This is a genomic window from Nonomuraea sp. WAC 01424, assembly GCF_003947315.1.
GTDB lineage: Bacteria > Actinomycetota > Actinomycetes > Streptosporangiales > Streptosporangiaceae > Nonomuraea > Nonomuraea spiralis.
This window is the reverse complement of record NZ_QHHZ01000015.1, coordinates 127,858-144,377: the sequence shown is the minus strand read 5'-3', so window position 1 is coordinate 144,377 and position 16,520 is coordinate 127,858. Positions and strand designations below refer to the sequence as shown.

At 74.0% G+C, this 16,520-nt stretch carries 16 protein-coding genes; 7 read left to right on the top strand and 9 right to left on the bottom strand.

Annotation, left to right across the window (positions count from 1 at the left end):
* Positions 1–172 precede the first annotated feature (172 nt).
* The 3 genes from DMB42_RS36135 to DMB42_RS36125 are packed head-to-tail and all read left to right on the top strand — an operon-like array spanning position 173 to position 2,297.
* Positions 173–703 carry a hypothetical protein gene (locus DMB42_RS36135; RefSeq protein ID WP_125642407.1) on the top strand — a complete coding sequence of 177 codons (531 nt, stop codon included), beginning with the start codon at positions 173–175 and terminating at the stop codon, positions 701–703.
* Between the two features lie 3 nt (positions 704–706).
* Complete coding sequence (locus DMB42_RS36130; RefSeq protein WP_125642404.1) at positions 707–1,204, top strand: hypothetical protein; 498 nt, start codon at positions 707–709, stop codon at positions 1,202–1,204.
* 7 nt (positions 1,205–1,211) lie between these two features.
* The gene (locus DMB42_RS36125; RefSeq protein WP_125642401.1) at positions 1,212–2,297 is read left to right on the top strand and encodes a DUF5685 family protein; all 1,086 of its coding nucleotides are present in this window, start codon (positions 1,212–1,214) and stop codon (positions 2,295–2,297) included.
* A gap of 171 nt (positions 2,298–2,468) precedes the next feature.
* Here DMB42_RS36125 and DMB42_RS36120 read toward each other — a convergent pair whose 3' ends face one another.
* Genes DMB42_RS36120 through DMB42_RS36110 form a run of 3 tightly spaced genes read right to left on the bottom strand, consistent with a single transcriptional unit; the run spans position 2,469 to position 4,392 of the window.
* Complete coding sequence (locus tag DMB42_RS36120; RefSeq protein WP_125642398.1) at positions 2,469–2,720, bottom strand: hypothetical protein; 252 nt, start codon at positions 2,718–2,720, stop codon at positions 2,469–2,471.
* Positions 2,717–3,700: a sugar-binding transcriptional regulator gene (locus DMB42_RS36115; protein WP_125642396.1), complete on the bottom strand. Its 984-nt coding sequence runs from the start codon at positions 3,698–3,700 to the stop codon at positions 2,717–2,719. Before DMB42_RS36115 ends, DMB42_RS36120 begins: the two co-directional genes overlap by 4 nt.
* 41 nt (positions 3,701–3,741) lie before the next feature.
* On the bottom strand, positions 3,742–4,392 hold the full coding sequence (locus DMB42_RS36110; RefSeq protein ID WP_125642393.1) for a DUF998 domain-containing protein: 651 nt from the start codon (positions 4,390–4,392) through the stop codon (positions 3,742–3,744).
* 63 nt (positions 4,393–4,455) lie between these two features.
* On the opposite strand from DMB42_RS36110, the gene DMB42_RS36105 reads away from it, so the two are divergent.
* Together DMB42_RS36105 and DMB42_RS36100 are read left to right on the top strand one after the other, a co-directional pair.
* Positions 4,456–4,770, top strand: coding sequence for a YciI family protein (locus DMB42_RS36105; RefSeq protein ID WP_125642390.1), 315 nt, complete (start codon positions 4,456–4,458; stop codon positions 4,768–4,770).
* Positions 4,770–6,773 (top strand): sigma-70 family RNA polymerase sigma factor, encoded by a 2,004-nt coding sequence (locus DMB42_RS36100; RefSeq protein ID WP_125642387.1) that lies wholly within the window; start codon positions 4,770–4,772, stop codon positions 6,771–6,773. Before DMB42_RS36105 ends, DMB42_RS36100 begins: the two co-directional genes overlap by 1 nt.
* A gap of 504 nt (positions 6,774–7,277) precedes the next feature.
* Here DMB42_RS36100 and DMB42_RS36095 read toward each other — a convergent pair.
* Positions 7,278–7,649: a nuclear transport factor 2 family protein gene (locus DMB42_RS36095; protein ID WP_125642385.1), complete on the bottom strand. Its 372-nt coding sequence runs from the start codon at positions 7,647–7,649 to the stop codon at positions 7,278–7,280.
* A 79-nt stretch (positions 7,650–7,728) separates the two neighbouring features.
* On the opposite strand from DMB42_RS36095, the gene DMB42_RS36090 reads away from it, so the two are divergent.
* Positions 7,729–8,163 (top strand): MarR family winged helix-turn-helix transcriptional regulator, encoded by a 435-nt coding sequence (locus tag DMB42_RS36090; protein WP_125642382.1) that lies wholly within the window; start codon positions 7,729–7,731, stop codon positions 8,161–8,163.
* Between the two features lie 6 nt (positions 8,164–8,169).
* On the opposite strand, the gene DMB42_RS36085 is transcribed toward DMB42_RS36090, so the two are convergent.
* The 4 genes from DMB42_RS36085 to DMB42_RS36070 form a co-directional block, all read right to left on the bottom strand.
* On the bottom strand, positions 8,170–8,931 hold the full coding sequence (locus DMB42_RS36085; RefSeq protein WP_125642379.1) for a GNAT family N-acetyltransferase: 762 nt from the start codon (positions 8,929–8,931) through the stop codon (positions 8,170–8,172).
* Between the two features lie 90 nt (positions 8,932–9,021).
* A complete protein-coding gene (locus tag DMB42_RS36080; RefSeq protein WP_125642376.1) occupies positions 9,022–10,170 on the bottom strand; it encodes a globin domain-containing protein in 1,149 nt (382 codons plus the stop codon).
* Between the two features lie 65 nt (positions 10,171–10,235).
* The gene (locus DMB42_RS36075; RefSeq protein ID WP_125642373.1) at positions 10,236–10,697 is read right to left on the bottom strand and encodes an Rrf2 family transcriptional regulator; all 462 of its coding nucleotides are present in this window, start codon (positions 10,695–10,697) and stop codon (positions 10,236–10,238) included.
* Between the two features lie 35 nt (positions 10,698–10,732).
* Entirely contained in the window at positions 10,733–11,383 is a 651-nt protein-coding gene (locus tag DMB42_RS36070; RefSeq protein ID WP_125642370.1) for a nitroreductase family protein, read from the bottom strand.
* A gap of 130 nt (positions 11,384–11,513) precedes the next feature.
* Between DMB42_RS36070 and DMB42_RS36065 the strand changes: the two genes are divergently transcribed.
* The gene (locus tag DMB42_RS36065) at positions 11,514–12,344 is read left to right on the top strand and encodes an SAM-dependent methyltransferase (protein ID WP_221762510.1); all 831 of its coding nucleotides are present in this window, start codon (positions 11,514–11,516) and stop codon (positions 12,342–12,344) included.
* Positions 12,345–12,347: 3 nt separating this feature from the next.
* Here DMB42_RS36065 and DMB42_RS36060 read toward each other — a convergent pair whose 3' ends face one another.
* The gene (locus DMB42_RS36060) at positions 12,348–16,496 is read right to left on the bottom strand and encodes a serine protease (RefSeq protein WP_260478164.1); all 4,149 of its coding nucleotides are present in this window, start codon (positions 16,494–16,496) and stop codon (positions 12,348–12,350) included.
* Positions 16,497–16,520 lie beyond the last annotated feature (24 nt).

Sequence of the window (16,520 nt, the reverse complement as noted above, 5' to 3'; positions counted from 1 at the left end):
GTAAACCACCGGCAACGACCCGGCATTCCCCCCATGACCTGGACATTCTCCCCAGGACGCGCATGCCCCGCCCACAGGGGCTCCCAGCCGTTTGCAAGGCGATCCAAGCCCGTTGCCAGTGCCGTCCGAGATCGTTCTCACCAGCGTCAGCGCAACGGACACGAGGTGAGGAATGGCGACGACGGTCAGCGCGTCCACTCTCAACGGGCGTCATCACAAGGCGGCACTCACGGTCTTCATGGTGATCGTGGTGGCCCACTGGGGCGAGCACCTGGTGCAGGCCGTGCAGGTCTACGTCTGGGGGTGGCCGCTCAGCGAGGCGCGCGGGGTGCTCGGCCTGCCCTTCCCGTGGCTGGTGACCTCGGAGTGGATGCACTACGGGTACGCGCTGCTCATGCTCGTGGGGCTCGTCCTGCTGCGCAAGGGGTTCGCCGGCCGGTCGCGCACGTGGTGGAACATCTCCCTGGGCATCCAGGTCTGGCACCACATGGAGCACCTGCTGCTGCTGGGGCAGAAGCTCAGCGGGCTGAACCTGATGGGACGGCCGGTCCCGACCAGCGTCCTGCAGCTCTTCCTGCCCAGGATGGAGCTGCACCTGTTCTACAACGCCGTCGTCTTCGCGCCGATGGTGGTGGCGATGGTGCTCCACCGCCGGGCCTCCGAGCACGCCGGGGCCGCCTGCACCTGCGCGGTGGCGCACTAGGTCATGGCGGTCACCAGGCGACGTCCGAGCGGGTTCACGGTGGCGCTGGCCCTGGTGGGGCTGGCGCTGCTGTTCGTGTCCGTCCCCGAGATCGGGCCCGTCGTACGGGCGGCCCGCGCCGACGGGGTGAGCGGCGTGTTCACGGCCGGGGAACTGCGGTGCGTACGGCATCCCGGGCACGAGTCCTGCGTCTGGGCCGGGGACTTCACCTCCGGCGACGGCCGCGTCCGGCGGCGCGACGTCGAGCTGTACGGCAGCGACCGCGGCACCCTGACGGCCGGCCAGGCCACGGCGGCCGTGGACACGGGACGCGAGACCCGCGTCTACGGCCCGGACGGCTCGGACGAGTGGCTGTTCACCGGGCTGCTGATGCTGGCCGGGGCCGCCGTGCTGACGGTCGCCGCCAGGCGGGCGAGGCGGCCCGCCGCCGGATCCCGTACGCGGGCGGTGGAGGCGAGCGGCGACCCGTACGATTCCTCCAGCCTTTCGGGATCTTTGTGAGGTATGCGTGTTCGGAATCATCCGTCCGTGCGGTGAGCACGGGTGCGCCGCGGTACGTGAGGCATGGCGGGCGCACCTGTGCGGGCTCTGCCTGACGCTGCGGGACGGGCACGGCCACGCCGCCCGGCTGGCCACCAACTACGACACGCTGATCCTGTCCGTGCTCACCGAGGCCCAGTTCCCGGCCGCCGTGCCGCACCGGACCGCCGGGCCGTGCGCGCTGCGCGGGTTCCGCTCCGCCGACGTGGTGGACGCGCGGGCACGCGGGGCCAGGCTGGCGGCGGGGGTCTCGCTCGTCCTGGCCGCGGGCAAGCTGCGCGACCAGGTGGCCGACGGCGACGCCGCCCCCGGTACGGGTCCGGCCCGCCGCCTGCTCGCGGCCCGCTGGGAGGAGGGCGGCGCCCGGCTGGCGTCCGGCGCCGGCTTCGACATCGCCGTGTTGTCGGCGACGGTCGACCGCCAGCTCGAACGCGAGCGCCGCGCGGTCGCCGCCCTCACCGCCGAGCCCGACGCACCCGCCGAGCCCCCCGCTCCCCCATTAGGGCTGCTCGAACTCACGGCCCCGGCCGAGGAGGCGGTGGCGGCGGCGTTCGCCCATACGGCGGTGCTGGCCGGGCGGCCCGGTAACGCGGCGGCCCTGGCCGAGGCGGGCACGTTCTTCGGCCGGATCGCGCACCTCCTCGACGCCGTCGAGGACCAGGCGGACGACGACGAGCGGGGCGCGTTCAACCCGCTGACCGTCACCGGCACCGGCCGGGAGGCGGCGCGGCGGCTCTGCGACGACGCCGCGCACGGGCTCTCCCTCGCGCTGGCGGACCTGGACCTGGAGGAACGGCACCTGGTGGACCGGCTGCTCGGCGTCGAGGTGCGCCAGGCGGTCGAGCGCACGTTCGGCGCGACCTCGGCCTCCTACCGGCGGCCCGGGTGGGTGCGCAAGTCGGCGGCGGGCGTGGCCACGTTCCTGACCTGCGGGGTCTGGCGGCCGAGGTGGAGCAAGAAGGCGGGACGGCCCTGCGAGGACCGCTGCTACCTGGGCGACGGCAGTTGCTGCGACTGCCCCGACTGCTGCAACGGCTGCGACTGCGGAAGCTGACCCGCCCCCGTCTTCAGGCCGTACCGACAAAAGGTGCGAAACGTGCATCGTGCACGTTCGTGCAGGTCTGTTGACCATCCGTTCACAGGCACGTCACAGTGGCGCGACACCCCAGCACTGACTCAAGGAGTGCCTGTGACTACCCTCCGCTATATACGCGCGACATCCCGATCAGTGATGCCACCGACGTGCTCGTCGTGGGCGGCGGCCCCGGCGAGCAGGCCGCGGCCGTCGCCGCCACACCGACACCCGCCCGCCGGTCGCCAGCGAGGCGGCCAGCGCCATCACCACGAAGCTCAGCCCCACCATGACCAGCGCGAACCCGAACTTCTGCGGCGCCGGCGCGCTGGGCGTCAAGGACGGCCGCGACGTCCCCCTCGGCGGCGGGGACGCCGAGGGCGGCGAGGCGTCGTCCGCGCTCACGGATGGCGCTCCAGCAGAACGTGCGCGGTGATCTCGTCGATGACGAGGTCGGTGACGTAACCGCCGGTGAGGGCCGCGTGCAGGGCGTCGATCTTGTGGTCACCCGACACCGCGCAGATCCGGTGTTTCACCTGCCGGAGCTGGTCGAGGTCGGGTCCACTCGTCCGGGCGTTGAAGCTGACGCCCTCGTGCGATCCGTCCAGGCGGTAGAACGTGGTGGCGATGTCGCCCACGGCGCCGTCCTGCCTGAGTGAGGCGAAGTCGGCCTCGTCGAGGAAGTAGCCGCTCAGGTAGGGGCTGCTGGGCACGCCGTCCGTCACGGTGCCGACGCTGAAGAGCACGGCGTCGGCGCTCTGCTGCAGCTCGACGACCCGCCGCACGCTCCGCTCCGCCAGCAGCAGCTCCTTGGTACGCGGCGAGTCGAAGAACAGCGGCAGCGGGAACTGCTGGACGTACGCGCCGAACGCCGCCCCGAACGCGGTCAGCACGGCGCCCGCGTAGTGCATGCCCGTCGTGCGGGCGTTGCCGAGGCCGTTGAGCTGCACGATCTGGCAGTTGGCGGTCTGCTTGGGGACCAGGCAGCGGCTGATCGCGTTGACCATCGTGCCCCACGACAGGCCGATGATCATGTCGGAGTCGAACACCGAGGTGAGCAGCCGTGCCGTGTAGACGGCGCAACGTTCCAGCCGCTCGACCGTCGAGGCCGTGGCGGGCACCGGCACCACGTGCGCGTGCACGCCGTAGCGGCCGGCGAGATCCGCCTCGCTGCGCGTGGAGCGCGAGCGCGGCGGCATCACGCGGATCTCGACCAGGCCCACGTCCCGCGCGTACGCGAGCAGCCGGGACACCGTCGACCGGGAGGCGCCGAGCTCCCGGGCGATCGTGTCCATGGTGACACCGTGCAGGTAGTACTTCCGGGCCGCCCACAGGGCGTCCTCCACCCTGTGGCCCGCGGCCGGGCGCTCGCCTTCGACGGACATACGGCCTTCCTACAGCCGAGGACCGCGGATCAGCAAGCGTCCTACCAGGTGAGAGAGCCCCGGCGGCGCAGCCGGAAGGCGACGGCGGACATCCACCACATCGCGCCGGTGACGCCGACGGCCAGCGTCAGCGAACCACCCTGGCCGCCGCTCATCGCCCAGCCGTTCCCGGCGATCACGGCCAGGCCCGCCAGGACGGACGCGACCGCCGGGCCGCGGGCGCCCGCCCGGAAGAAGTGGCGGGCGAGCACGAAGCAGGCCGCCGTCAGCGCGACGAAGCTGATCGACCCCGAGACCATGTGCAGCACGGCGTGCCAGCTCATCGTGGTGGGCGGGCCCATGGGAGTGCCGGCGGGGAAGCCGTCGCCGGGGTCCATCCGGAAGATCCCCGCGGCGATCATCCCGATGCCTTCGACCAGCACGAGGCGCGGGAGCCATCTGCTGTCGACGGCCCGGCGCAGGCCGTACGAGCCGGCGATCATCAGGGCGCCGACGACCAGGAAGTCGGCCACCTGGAGCCAGCCGAGCGAACCGGTGGCCAGCTGGCTGAGCGGGTGGCGCAGGATGTCGAAGCCCTCGCGGGTGAGCACCTGGGCCAGGTTGACCACCGTCCAGAGGGGGGCGGCGAGGGCACCGGCGGTCAGCAGGGTGCGGGTCGAGCCGGGGGACGCGGTGGTGGTGATGGCGGTCATGGTGGGTGTCCTTTCGTGTTCTACTGCATACGCGACGAACGAGCGATGTGACAGGGAACGCACATGAGATTTCTGCTGACGAACGCGAACGAGCCGCGCGACGACGAGACCCTGCACGTGGAGATGGGCAGGTTCATCCAGGAGCTCACCGAGGCGGGCGTGCTGCTCGCCTCGGGCGGCATGGAACTGGGCGGCACGATGGTGCGGTCCACCGGCGGCGAGCTGACCGTGACCGACGGGCCGTACGCCGAGGCCAAGGAGCTGGCGGGCGGGTTCGCCCTGGTCGAGGTCGCCTCACGGGAGGAGGCATTGGAGATCTCGCGGCGCTTCTTCGCGATCACCGGCGACGGCGAGTGCCACATGCGCCAGATCTACTGATGGACGCCGTCACGGCGGTCTGGCGGCAGGAGTCCGCGCGGATCGTCGCCGGGCTGGCCAGGATGACCGGCGACGTGGGCCTGGCCGAGGAGTTCGCCCAGGACGCGCTGGCCGCCGCGCTGGAGACCTGGCCTCGGGACGGCGTACCGGACAACCCCGGCGCCTGGCTGATGACCACGGCCAAACGCCGCGCCCTCGACCACCTGCGCCGCGACCGGCGGCACGAGCGGGCGATCCGCGAGCTCCGGCCGGAGCAGCCCGGCCAGGACGAGCGGCCCGGGGACGACGTGCTGCGGCTGATGTTCGTCTCCAGCCATCCCGTGTTGCCGGCCGAGGAGCGGACCGCGCTGACGCTGCGGCTGCTCGGCGGGCTGACCACGGCGGAGATCGCCCGCGCGTTCCTGGTGCGGGAGGCGGTCGTGGCCGGACGTCTCGCGCGGGCCAGGCGCACGCTCGCCGAGGAGGGGGTGCCGTTCGAACTGCCGCGGGGGGCCGAGCTGGCCGGACGGCTGGCGTCCGTGCTGGAGGTCATCTACCTGATCTTCAACGAGGGCTACTCGGCCACGGCGGGCGACGACCTGACCCGGCCCGCCCTGGCGCTGGAGGCGTTGCGGCTCGGGCGGCTGCTGGCCGGGCTGGCTCCGGCGGAGGCCGAGGTGCACGGGCTGGTGGCGCTCATGGAGATCCAGCAGTCGCGCTCGGCCGCCCGTACCGGGCCGTCCGGGGAGCCGGTGCGGCTGCACGAGCAGGACCGGGCGCGGTGGGACCGGCCGCTGATCGCGCGCGGGTTCGCCTCCATGCTCAGGGCGCGGGAGGCGGGCGGGGGGCTCGGGCCGTACGTGTTGCAGGCGGCGATCGCGGTCTGCCACGCCCAGGCGCCCAGCGCGGCCGACACCGACTGGACGCAGATCGCGACGCTCTACGACGCGCTGGTCCGGCTGGCCCCCTCCCCGGTGGTACGGCTCAACCGGGCGGTCGCCGTCGGCATGGCGGCCGGGCCCGAGGCGGGGCTGGCGCTGGTGGACTCGCTGCTGTCGGACCCCGCGCTGCGGGACTACCATCCGCTGCCGGCCGTCCACGGCGACCTGCTGGCACGGGCGGGGCGCGATGCCGAGGCCGCGACGGCGTTCGAACGGGCCGCCGCCCTGACCCGCAACGCCGCCGAGCGTGCCTTCCTCCTGGCCCGCGCCGCCCGCCACCGCGCCGACGGCCCGCAGGTCGCCGCCGCGCTCGGCGAGACGGCGGACCGGTTCCTGGCGCGGGACGACCTGGACGCGGGCACGATCCGGTCCTACGGGCAGACGTTGCGGCGGCTACGGCTGGACCTGGGGGCCGCCACACCTCTGGCGGAGATCACCGCCGCCCTGGTGGCCAGGGTCTTCGCCGCCGCCTGGGGCACGGCCGCGCCCAGGACCTGGAACCGCCACCGCGCGGCCGTACGGTCGTTCAGCGTGTGGGCGGGCCTGGATGACCTGTCGGCCGGGCTGGACAGGAAACACGACGACCGGACGCCGCGCCCGGCCGTGGACGATCGGGCCCTGGCCGCGCTCTGGCGGCACCCGTCGCCGCGGGAGCGGGCGTTGTGGCGGCTGGTGCACGAGTCGGGCGCGCCCGCCGCCGCCGTCCTCGCGCTCGACGTCGAGGACCTCGACCTGCCCGCCCGCCGCGCCGCCGCGATCGCCTGGGGCGACGGCGCCGCGGCCCTGCTGGAGGAACTGGTCGCGGACCGGACCGGCGGCCCGCTCTTCCTGGCCGACCGCCGGCCCGCCCCCGCCCGCCGGCCGGACCCGGCCGACCTGTGCCAGCAGACCGGCAGGCGCCGCCTGTCCTACGAACGCGCCGAGTACCTGTTCAAGCAGGCTTCGGGCGGCTACACCCTGAGCCAGCTCGCAGCGTCCGCACGCCGATCGAGGCGGCCCGAGCGCCAGGCCGCCACCGCGAGCAGCAGGGTCCCGGCGTACTGGCCGACCGAGCAGGCGACCGGCAACAACCACGGCCCGTAGGAGATGTCGACGTATCCGGCCATGACGGCCCGGGTGGTGGTGTCCAGGCCGAGCGTCTCGGTCAGCCGGAAGGCCGTCTGGTCGGCCCCGGCGAAGTACAGCCGGGCGAAGAGCCCCACGACGACGAGGGTGCTCCCCCAGAACGCCAGACGGGTGCCGACGAGCTGCCCGAAGGCGACGAAGGCGGGAAACAGCAGCACGGCCCCCGCCACGAACACCGCGAAGGCGGCCGTCATAAGCGCCGGGTCGGCCACGTAGGAGGCCAGCTGGCCGGGCGCCGCGAACTCCTGCCGCGCCGCCCACTCCCGCTGCGGCGGCGGCAACACCGTCTGGGTGGCCAGGTACCGCAGGACGAATCCGGCCAGCCAGACCAGCGGCCCGAGGATCAGAGTGACGCCGCCGATGAGACGGCCGGGGAAAGGCATGGGACCGACGATGACGGACGGGCCGGGCGCCGCCATCCCCCGAAGGTCAACCGCCGTACCTGACGAAGGTCAGGTACGGCTACCCCTGGGCGGGCGCGGCGATGGGGCTGTAGTGCAGGCCGGCGGGCAGGAGGCGGTCGCCGTCGCGGACCCAGATCTGGGTGACGCGGAAGCGGCCGTCGGCCGGGGTGCCCTGGTAGGCCGCCTCCTGGGTGATCTGGCCGACGACGACGGTCGTGTCGCCGTAGACGCGGGCGCTGAGCTGCTCCCAGGTCATCGACCGGATGACCAGGGCGCCGCTCGCGTAGCCCGCCGGCCACTGCTTCTTGTCCAGGACGAAGCCGAGCGGGCCGACCAGCGTGAAGTCGTCGGCGAGCAGGTCGGCGAGGGCGTGGCCGTCCCCGGCCCGCTGTGCCGCCACCCATGCGCGGTTGAGTTCGTCGATGTTCATGATGAACCTCCTCGTTCCCGAAGCTAGACATCTAAGCGTTAGATGTCAAACGATTAGATGTCAATGCTACGATGAGGCCATGACGGTACGTCCTTCCGGCCCGCCGATCGGTCTGCGGCTGTCCGGCACGGCCAGGCAGGTGGGCAGGGCGTTCGACGACGCGCTGGCGCGGGCGGGCGGCTCGACGCCCGCCTGGCAGGTGCTGGTCTCGCTCAAGTCGCGCAAGCTCGGCAACCAGCGGGAGCTGGCCGAGGCCATGGGCATCCAGGGGGCGACGCTGACCCACCATCTCAACACGATGGAGCGCGACGGGCTGCTCACGCGGCGCCGCGATCCGGACAACCGGCGGGTGCACGTGGTGGAGCTCACCGAGGAGGGCGAGCGGCTGTTCCACCGGCTGCGGGAGGTGGTGACGGCCTTCGACCGGCAGTTGCGCGCCGGTCTGGGCGAGGAGGAGCTGGCGGCGTTCGAACGGGTGCTCGCCCGCCTCCTGGAGAACTCCCGGCAGCGGTGAGGAGGGTCAGCGGGCGGAGATGTGCAGGACCTCGCCGGCCTTGTGATAGCCGACGCGGGCGTAGACCCGGCCCGCCGCGTCGTCGGCCGGGGTGAGGAACGGCATGGTGATCCCGGCGCCCGCGCCGGCCCTGGTCAGCAGGGCGGTGACCGCTCCCCCGACGCCGCGCCGCCGATGGGTGACGCGCACGGCGATGCCGGCGACCTCGGCCACGCCGTCCTGCGGGCCGCCGAGCTGGCCGGCGCCGACGACCTCGCCGGTCGCGGCGTCATGGGCCGCGGCGACCAGGCCGCCACGGTCGAGTACGCCGCGCAGCCGGGCGACGTCGTGCACGGTGGCCTCCGGCGCGTCGAACGCCTCGTTCATCACCCGCGCGACCTGCCACAACCCGGGCTCGTCGGTCACCAGCGCGACCCGTACGCCGGCGTCGGCCGGCACGTCGGCCGGCGGCCCGGCGGGCGGCCCGGCCGGGCACACCAGCAGCGGGTAGCGGCCCTCGGCGGCGAACCCGGCGGCCAGCAGGGCGTCCTCCACCTTGGGGGCGACCTGCGGCACGTACTCCAGGCGGGGTGTCCGGCCGCGCTCGCGGAAGGCGGTGACCAGGGCGGCGACGTCCTCGGGGGTGGGGGCGAGGTCGTCGTCGGGGACGGCGTAGTTGAAGGGGAGCGCGTCGTCGTGCTCGTCGAAGCGGATCAGGAACGGCCCGGCCCGGTGGCCCCGGGGCCCGGCCGCGGCTCGCAGGTACGCATGCACGCGGGCACCCAGCACGTGAAATCCTCTCCTCGGCGTACGACCGTCACACGGTAGGGCCGCGCCCGCCGCCGGGCAACCGGGTTTCCTGGCGAAGGCCGGGCGGGGTCAGGCGGCCAGCCAGAGGTCGGGGCCGAAGACCTCGTAGTGGATGTCGCGCGGCGCGACGCCGGCCTCGATGAGCTGGGCGCGGGCGGCGCGCATGAAGGCCAGCGGGCCGCACATGTACGCGACGGCGCCCTCGGGGATCGCCACGCCGGTCAGGTCCATGCGGCCGGTACGGGGGCCTTCGCCCTCCTCGTACCAGAACAGGCCGCCGGGGCCGGCCAGGCGTTCCATGTCGGCGCGCAGGGCGTGCCGGTCGGGCGAGCGGTCGGCGTGCAGGACGAGGACGGGGCGGTCGTCGCCGGCGCCGGCCAGGTGCTCCAGCATGGCGACGATCGGGGTGCAGCCGATGCCCGCCGAGACGAACACCAGCGGCGCCCGGCCCCCGGCCAGGGTCACCTCGCCGAACGGCGCGGACAGGGTCAGCTCGCCGCCCGGCCGGACGGTGTCGTGCAGCAGCGCCGACACCTCGCCGTCGCGCTTGACGGTGATGCGGCGCAGGCCGTCGGCGCCGGAGCCGGACAGCGTGTACTGGCGGAGCTGGTGTACGCCGTCGGGCATGCGGACGCGGACGCTGACGTACTGGCCGGGCAGGGCGGGCGGCACGGGTTCGTCGCCCACCGGGGCCAGGACCAGCGAGACCGTGTCGGCGGTCTCCTCTCGGCGCCCGGTCACCCGCCACTGCCGCCAGGTGCCGCCGTCGCGGGCGCCGGCCTCGGCGTAGATGCGGGCCTCCATGGCGATCAGCGCGCCGGCCATCAGCCAGTAGACGGCGTCCTGGGCGGCGGCCACCTCGGGCGTGACGGCGTCGCCCAGCACCTCGGCGATCGCGCCGAACAGGTACTTGTGCACGATGACGTACTGGTCGTCGGTCACGCCGACGGCCGCGTGCTTGTGCGCCACGCGGGCCAGCAGGTCGTCGGGGCGCTCGTCGGGGTGTTCCAGGAGCATGGTGGCGAAGGCGGCGATCGAGCCGGCCAGCGCCCTGCGCTGCTCGCCGTTGCGCTGGTTGCCCCGGTTGAACAGGCCGTCGAGCAACTCGGGACGGTCGGCGAACATCGTGTCGTAGAACCGGGCGGTGATGTCGTCGAGGGCCGCTCCGACGACGGGCAGGGTGGCGCGGACGACCGCCGCCGATTCACCTGACAGCATGGGGGACCTCCAGAGGGAAGGCAGCACGAAGCCGCCGCTCAGATAATTGGTATCTGAGATACATATTAAGGAGCCCCGGCGGCGGCCCTCTCCGCGGGGGTGGTCAGCGACAGCAGGACGGGGCCCGTGGGGGCGTCGATCAAGGAGGCGACGGTCACCGTGTCGAGCGAGGCGTAGAAGGCCTCCTGCGCCTGGCGCAACGCCGTACGCAGGCGGCAGGCGGCACGCAGCGGGCACGGCGGGTCGTCCGCGCAGCCGACCACGTCGCCCGCCGACTCCAGGGAACGGACGAGGAAGCCCACGGACGCGTCCCGCCCCCGCGCGGTGAGCTGCAACCCGCCGCCCCGCCCACGCCTGGCCTCCACCACGCCCAGCTCGCCCAGCCGCGCCACCGCCTTGGCCGCGTGCGTGTACGGCACCGCCAGCATGCCGGCGATTGCCCGGGTGGTCAGCAGCTCCTCCTCCCGCGCGACGGCCAGGCGCATGACGATGCGCAGGGAGATGTCGGTGAAGGCGGTCAGGCGCATGGATTCACGGTAGGCGCACCGCGGGGGTCATCGCGTCACCAGCGGTCGAGATGCAGGACCTCGTCGAGCGGCTGCCGGGCGGCCGGACCGAAGGTCTCCCCCGTGTAGTACGCGGTGGGCAGCAGCACGCCCTGGCGCACCTCGGCGGGGATGCCCAGCAGTTCGGCGATCTCGCTCTCGTACTCCAGGTGCAGGGTGGTCCACGCGCTGCCGAGGCCGCGGGCGCGGGCGGCGAGCATGTAGCTCCACGCGGCGGGCAGCAGCGAGCCCCACAGCCCGGCCTGGTTGCCCTCGGGCAGGCCGCCGCCGGGGAGCTCGATCGCGCCGATCACCAGCACCGGGACGTCGCCCATGTGCTCGGCCAGGTACGCGGCGCTGTCGCTGACGCGCTCCTGCGTCGCCGCCCGCGCCGGGTCGTCCCGGAACATCGACCGGGCCGAGCCGCCCGAGGTGGAGTAGGCGTTCCACGATCGCCGGTAGTAGTCGCCGATCACCTTGCGCCGTTCGGGGTCGGTGACCAGGATCCAGTGCCATCCTTGCCGGTTGCCGCCGGAGGGCGCCTGGAGCGCGACCTCCAGGCTCTCGCGGACCAGCTCCGCCGGGACCGGGCGGGACAGGTCGAGACGCCTGCGCACGCTGCGGGTGGTGGTCAGCAGCGTGTCCGGGGCCAGTGGTTCGATCGTCATGCATGCATCATGTCAACGCGCGCCCCCGGAAGCCCGTAGCCCGTACGGCCCCGCTGGGTCTGATTTCCGGCATATCTGGACGTATGATCGCGCCAGCCGGACTCGCCCGAGGCAACCGAAGGAGCCGACCGTGACCGACAGCGAGCAGGTACGGTCCCCCGCGGACGTGGACACGACCAAGCCCAGCGTCGCCCGCGTCTACGATTACATGCTCGGCGGAAAGGACAACTTCGAGATCGACCGCCAGGTGGCCCAGATGGCGCTCCAGATCGCACCCGACGCCCCTGAGGCGGCCCGCTCCAACCGGGACTTCCTCGCGCGCGTCGTCCGCGACCTGGCCGGCGAGGCGGGCATCCGCCAGTTCCTCGACCTCGGCTCGGGCCTGCCCACGCAGGGCAACGTGCACGAGATCGCCCAGACGGCCGCCCCCGGCTGCCGCGTCGTCTACGTCGACCACGACCCGATCGTGCTGGTCCACGCCCGGGCGCTGCTCGCCGTGGACGACGGTACGACGGTCATCAAGGCCGACATCCGCGAGCCGGACGACATCCTCGACCATCCCGAGACCCGGCAGCTCATCGACCTCGACGAGCCGGTGGGCCTGCTGCTGTTCGGCATCCTGCACCACCTGTCCGACGAGGAGGACCCGGCCGGCCTCGCCGCGCGCCTCGTCCGGCGGCTGGCGCCCGGCAGCCACGTCGCGATCTCCCACTTCCACAACCCGATGGAGGAGCACCCGGAGGTGTCACGGCAGGCGTTCGAGGCCGAACGGCTCTTCAACGACACCATGGGCACCGGGCGGTGGCGTACCCGCGCGGAGATCAGCGCCTTCTTCGACGGCCTGGAGCTGCTGGAACCCGGGCTGGTGCCGCTGGCCGAGTGGCGGCCCGAGCCGGGCTACCACCCGAGGCTGGGGATCACGTACCACACGTTCCTGGGCGGGGTCGGCCGCAAGCCGTGAGGGTCAGCAGACCGCGTCCGGCAGGGCGATCGGCACCTGCTGCCGGTCGTCCTGGGTCAGGGGGCGGCCGAACACCTCGCACAACCGCCGTTCCCAGGTGGCCACGTCGAGCGTGAGCAGGTCGGTGGAGTAGCCCGCGCCGCTGTCGCCGCCCTTGAGCCGAAGCAGCAGCGAGCCGTCGGGTGAGATGTCGATGAAGTCCTGGACCTGCCGGAAGGAGTAGCCCTCCTCGTAGGACACCTGGGTCTCGCCGAGCCCGAAGACGCGGATCTCCCGCTCGCTGAACAGGAACAGCCTGCCCGCGTTCTCCGGCATCATCGAGGTCATGCGCTCGCCGCCGCGGATGTTCTCACCCGACGAGCGCAGCGGGCCCAGCACCTTCCTGAGCGGGTGGGTGAGCCACACCTCGGGCAGCCAGCCGCTGCGGTAGAGCAGCAGGTGGGTGCCGGAGCGGTCGAAGACGAACCCGCTGACGACGTCCGCGCCCACGGTCAGGCGCCGGTCCTTGACCTCCGTACCGGTGCGCAGGTCGATCGTGCGCAGGTGATCGGCGCCGCGCGTCGCGATCATCAAGTGGTCGGCGCTCCACGGGCTGACCTGCACCTCCGTCACGACCGTGCCGGGCCCGGCGACGTCGGCCGCGCGCATGCGGCGGCCGGTGGCGGGCTCCCAGCGCTCCAGGCGGCGGCCGGCGAAGGTGAACAGGTCGCCGTCCTTGAAGAAGTACGTCAGGCGCTCGCCCTCCGGCGGCTTCGCGGTGGTGATCTCGGTGACCGGGGCGAGCGTGGGCAACGCGCGGACGGCGACCCGGCCGGGCGCGACGGCGTCGGCGACGTAGCGTTCGGCGTCGTCCACGACGATCCCGCCGTCTGTGTTCAGGCCCTTCGGGCTCTTCGTACGGGCGACGTCGGCCAGGGTGCGCTGCGGCTCGCCGGTCTCCATGAGCCGCAGCCGGGCGCCGCCGTCGACCTGGGCGACCATCCGGCGGCCGCCCTGGAGCAGCGCCGGGTTGCCGATGCGCTGCTCCCCGTCCCGCAGCGCGGTCAGCACCAGGGTCTCCGGCGACCTGGTGAGCAGCTCCTGCGCGCCCGCCCGGCCGAGCAGCGCGACCGGGGCCGCACTCGCCTGGGCGTCGATCCAGGTACGGGACAGGGTGGCGCCCTTGGCCAGGTCGACCAGCTCCCAGCCGGCGGCGCCCTGCTCGGCCACCCGCCGCCCCTCCCGGTCCACGACGAAGGGACCGCACGGCCGTCCGGCGCGGAAGCCGCCCAGCTTCCTGCCGTCGCGGACCACGAACCCGGTGTACGTGGCGCTACGCCCGTCCTCGCCGTCCCGGCAGGTCACGGCGGTGGCGCCGTCGCCGGAGACGGCCCCGCCGGCGGCCGGGCCGAGGACGCGGATGGTGAGCTGCCGCCACACCGGGCTGCCCTTGCTGGTGAACACCTTGGCCATGCCCTTCTCCCGGACGACCAGGGTGGTGGCGTCGGGGCCGAAGCGGACGAGGTCGGCGGGCAGGTCGTACAGCCAGGTGCGGGGCGTGCCGGTGGTGCCGAGCGACTGCAGGACGAGCTTCTTCGGGCCGGTGGTCACGATCCAGCCGTCGTCGCCGGCCGCCCGGATGTCGGCGCCGGGCTCGTCGGGCCGGGCCTGCCGGTATTGGCGTTCCAGGACGTGGCCCTGGTCCAGCAGCTCGCCGTCGGCCGGGTCGACGCGGTGCCAGACCATGCTGCCGTCGTCGAGCGCGTACGTGATGAGGCTGCCGTCGGCGGAGACGGCGGGCTGGCCGGCGCTGCCCCGGTCGGGCAGGTGGGTGCGCCTGTAGCGCCCGTCGGCGCCGCGGGTGAACAACGTCGCGCGGCCCGAGATCGAGCCGGCGGTGGCCAGCAGGACGCGGGCGTCGTCGCTGGCGTCGGCGGCGGCCAGCGAGCCGAGCGCGCCCGTGGCCACACCCCTGGTGTAGCGGTGCTCGACGTAGCGCTGGAGGAGCTGGGTCCTGGCCTCCTGCGTGGGGGCCGAGCGGTAGGCGCCGACGGCGAGCAGGGACGACAGCTCGGGGTCACGTTCGGCCAGGTCGGCCGAGGCCCCGGCCAGGGCGCGGGAACGGGCATCGGCGGCCCGCTGCTCGCCGACCCGGCCCTGGTAGAGCGACCAGGCGACCAGCGAGAGGACCGTCAGCAGCATGACCACGCCGCCGGTGATCGCGCCCCGGCGGCGCAGCGTGCGGGCGCGGCGGCGGCGGAACCCCTGGCGCAGGTAGTCGTGCTCGTCCTGGGTGAGGTCGCCGGGCCGTTCGGCGAGCCAGCGTGCGGCGGCCGCCAGCTCGGGCGGCCCGGGGAGCCGGTCAGGGGCCTGCCCGGCCTGCCGCCAGCGGCCCATGTCCTGGTGGAGCAGGTCGCGCCATTCCAGGAAGCGCAGGTCCTCCGCCACGATCCCGGCCAGCCGGGGCCATTCGGCGATCAGCGACTCGTGGGCCAGCTCCACGATCGGGCGGCCGTCCTCGCCGGCGTCCATGACGAGCAGCCGCCCGGCCGCGAGCCGACCGGCCAGCAGCCAGCGTTCCTCCCCCGCCTCCTCACGACTCACCTGCCTGCGCAGCGGCGCGTGCGCGCCCGCAGCGACCCGGACGAGCCGGGACAACAACTCCGCGCCCGCGGCGGCGTCCTGCTCGGGCACGCACGCCGCCCAGACCCGCTCGGCCCGCGCGCCCAGGGCTCCGCGTACGCCGCGGCACGCCTCGTAGGAGGTGTGGCTGATGCGGCCGCCCTGCTGCTCGTGCCAGAGGCGGTCCAGCAGGAAGCCGATCAGCGGCAGGGCGCCGGGCGCGGTGCCGGCGTCGCCCAGGATGCGGTCGACCAGGCCGGGATCGTAGGTGACGGCGGGGACGGCGGCCAGCGGCTCCTCGACGACCTGCCGGAGCTGGTCGCGGGTCATGGGGGTGAGCCCGTAGGTCTCGCGGCCGAGCGCGCCGCCGAGCCGGGGGTGGGACAGGGCGGCGGGCAGGAAGTCGGCCCGCAGCGTGAACAACACCCGGACGCCGGGGCACGCGCGGGCCGCGTCGAGGACCTCGGCGGCCTCATCGGCGCGTTCGGGTGCGCCGACGAGCAGTTCCTCGGCCTGGTCGACGACGAGCAGCAGCCCGGTGGCGCCGGTGTCACGCAGCATCTGGCCGACGACGTCGGCCATCCTCCCGTTGCCCAGCGGCTCGCTCAGCGCGTCGGCCCTGACCAGCGCCTCGGCCCCGGCCAGCCCCGGGTACGACAGCGCGGCCAGCTCGGCGGCCAGCGCGTCCGGCCAGGAGCGTACGGCGGAGGGCCGCAGGACGACGATCTCGCAACCGTGGCGGCGCATGGCGGGCACGACCCCGGCCAGCGCGAGCGAGGACTTGCCGCATCCGGACGGCCCGGTCAGCGTGACCTGGGAGTGGGCCTGGAGGAGGCGTTCGACCCGGGCGGCCTCGGCGTCCCGGCCGAAGAAGACCGCCGCGTCGCCCTCGCGGAAGGCCGACAACCCGCGGAACGGCGAGGCGGGCCGTACGGTCGCGGCCAGGGCCGGGACGGCGCGGGTGAGCGAGCGGGTGGGGATCACGAACGCCTGACGGGGGCCGCCCGGCTGGGCGGCGACCACCATGCCGACGACGTCGCCGAGCTCGACGTCCCAGACGGGGCTGCCGCTGAAGCCGCTCTCGATCGGCACGCCGTCGTCGGGGGCGCACTGGAGCCAGCCCTGCTGGGTGCCGCCGAGCAGCCGCCCGGTGTGCCAGCCGCCGCCCCGCAGGCCGTGGGGGAACCCGGCGACGACGACGCGGTGGCCCCACAGGCTGCGCGGCTCGGCCATGCGCAGCGGGCGCCCGCCGGGCAGGGCGCTGTCCAGGCGCAGGACGGCGATGTCGCCCGAGCCGTCGCCGGCGGTCTGGACCCAGTGTTCGACGCGGGCGCGCACGGGCGAGAGGGCACCGGCGAAGGGCAGTTCCACGGTGACCCAGGCGTCGGGCGGCGGCGGGCCCTCCGGGTGGCCGAGGGCGCCGGAGACCACGTGGGCGCAGGTGAGGGCCTGGTCGGGCGCGATGAGGAAACCCGCGCCCGCCACGGCCGCGTCAGGGCCGCGTACGCGCAGGACGGCGAGATTCAGCGCCTCGTCGGGCCCTCGATCCATCACGTACGGTCACCGCCTCGTCAC

What these genes read in the sequence shown, in the direction of transcription:
- DMB42_RS36135 (WP_125642407.1), top strand. Translation starts at nt 173, where the DNA reads ATGGCGACGACGGTCAGCGCGTCCACTCTCAACGGGCGTCATCACAAG.
- DMB42_RS36130 (WP_125642404.1), top strand. Translation starts at nt 707, where the DNA reads ATGGCGGTCACCAGGCGACGTCCGAGCGGGTTCACGGTGGCGCTGGCC.
- DMB42_RS36115 (WP_125642396.1), bottom strand. Translation starts at nt 3,700, where the DNA reads ATGTCCGTCGAAGGCGAGCGCCCGGCCGCGGGCCACAGGGTGGAGGAC.
- DMB42_RS36110 (WP_125642393.1), bottom strand. Translation starts at nt 4,392, where the DNA reads ATGACCGCCATCACCACCACCGCGTCCCCCGGCTCGACCCGCACCCTG.
- DMB42_RS36105 (WP_125642390.1), top strand. Translation starts at nt 4,456, where the DNA reads ATGAGATTTCTGCTGACGAACGCGAACGAGCCGCGCGACGACGAGACC.
- DMB42_RS36100 (WP_125642387.1), top strand. Translation starts at nt 4,770, where the DNA reads ATGGACGCCGTCACGGCGGTCTGGCGGCAGGAGTCCGCGCGGATCGTC.
- DMB42_RS36095 (WP_125642385.1), bottom strand. Translation starts at nt 7,649, where the DNA reads ATGAACATCGACGAACTCAACCGCGCATGGGTGGCGGCACAGCGGGCC.
- DMB42_RS36090 (WP_125642382.1), top strand. Translation starts at nt 7,729, where the DNA reads ATGACGGTACGTCCTTCCGGCCCGCCGATCGGTCTGCGGCTGTCCGGC.
- DMB42_RS36080 (WP_125642376.1), bottom strand. Translation starts at nt 10,170, where the DNA reads ATGCTGTCAGGTGAATCGGCGGCGGTCGTCCGCGCCACCCTGCCCGTC.
- DMB42_RS36075 (WP_125642373.1), bottom strand. Translation starts at nt 10,697, where the DNA reads ATGCGCCTGACCGCCTTCACCGACATCTCCCTGCGCATCGTCATGCGC.
- DMB42_RS36070 (WP_125642370.1), bottom strand. Translation starts at nt 11,383, where the DNA reads ATGACGATCGAACCACTGGCCCCGGACACGCTGCTGACCACCACCCGC.
- DMB42_RS36060 (WP_260478164.1), bottom strand. Translation starts at nt 16,496, where the DNA reads ATGGATCGAGGGCCCGACGAGGCGCTGAATCTCGCCGTCCTGCGCGTA.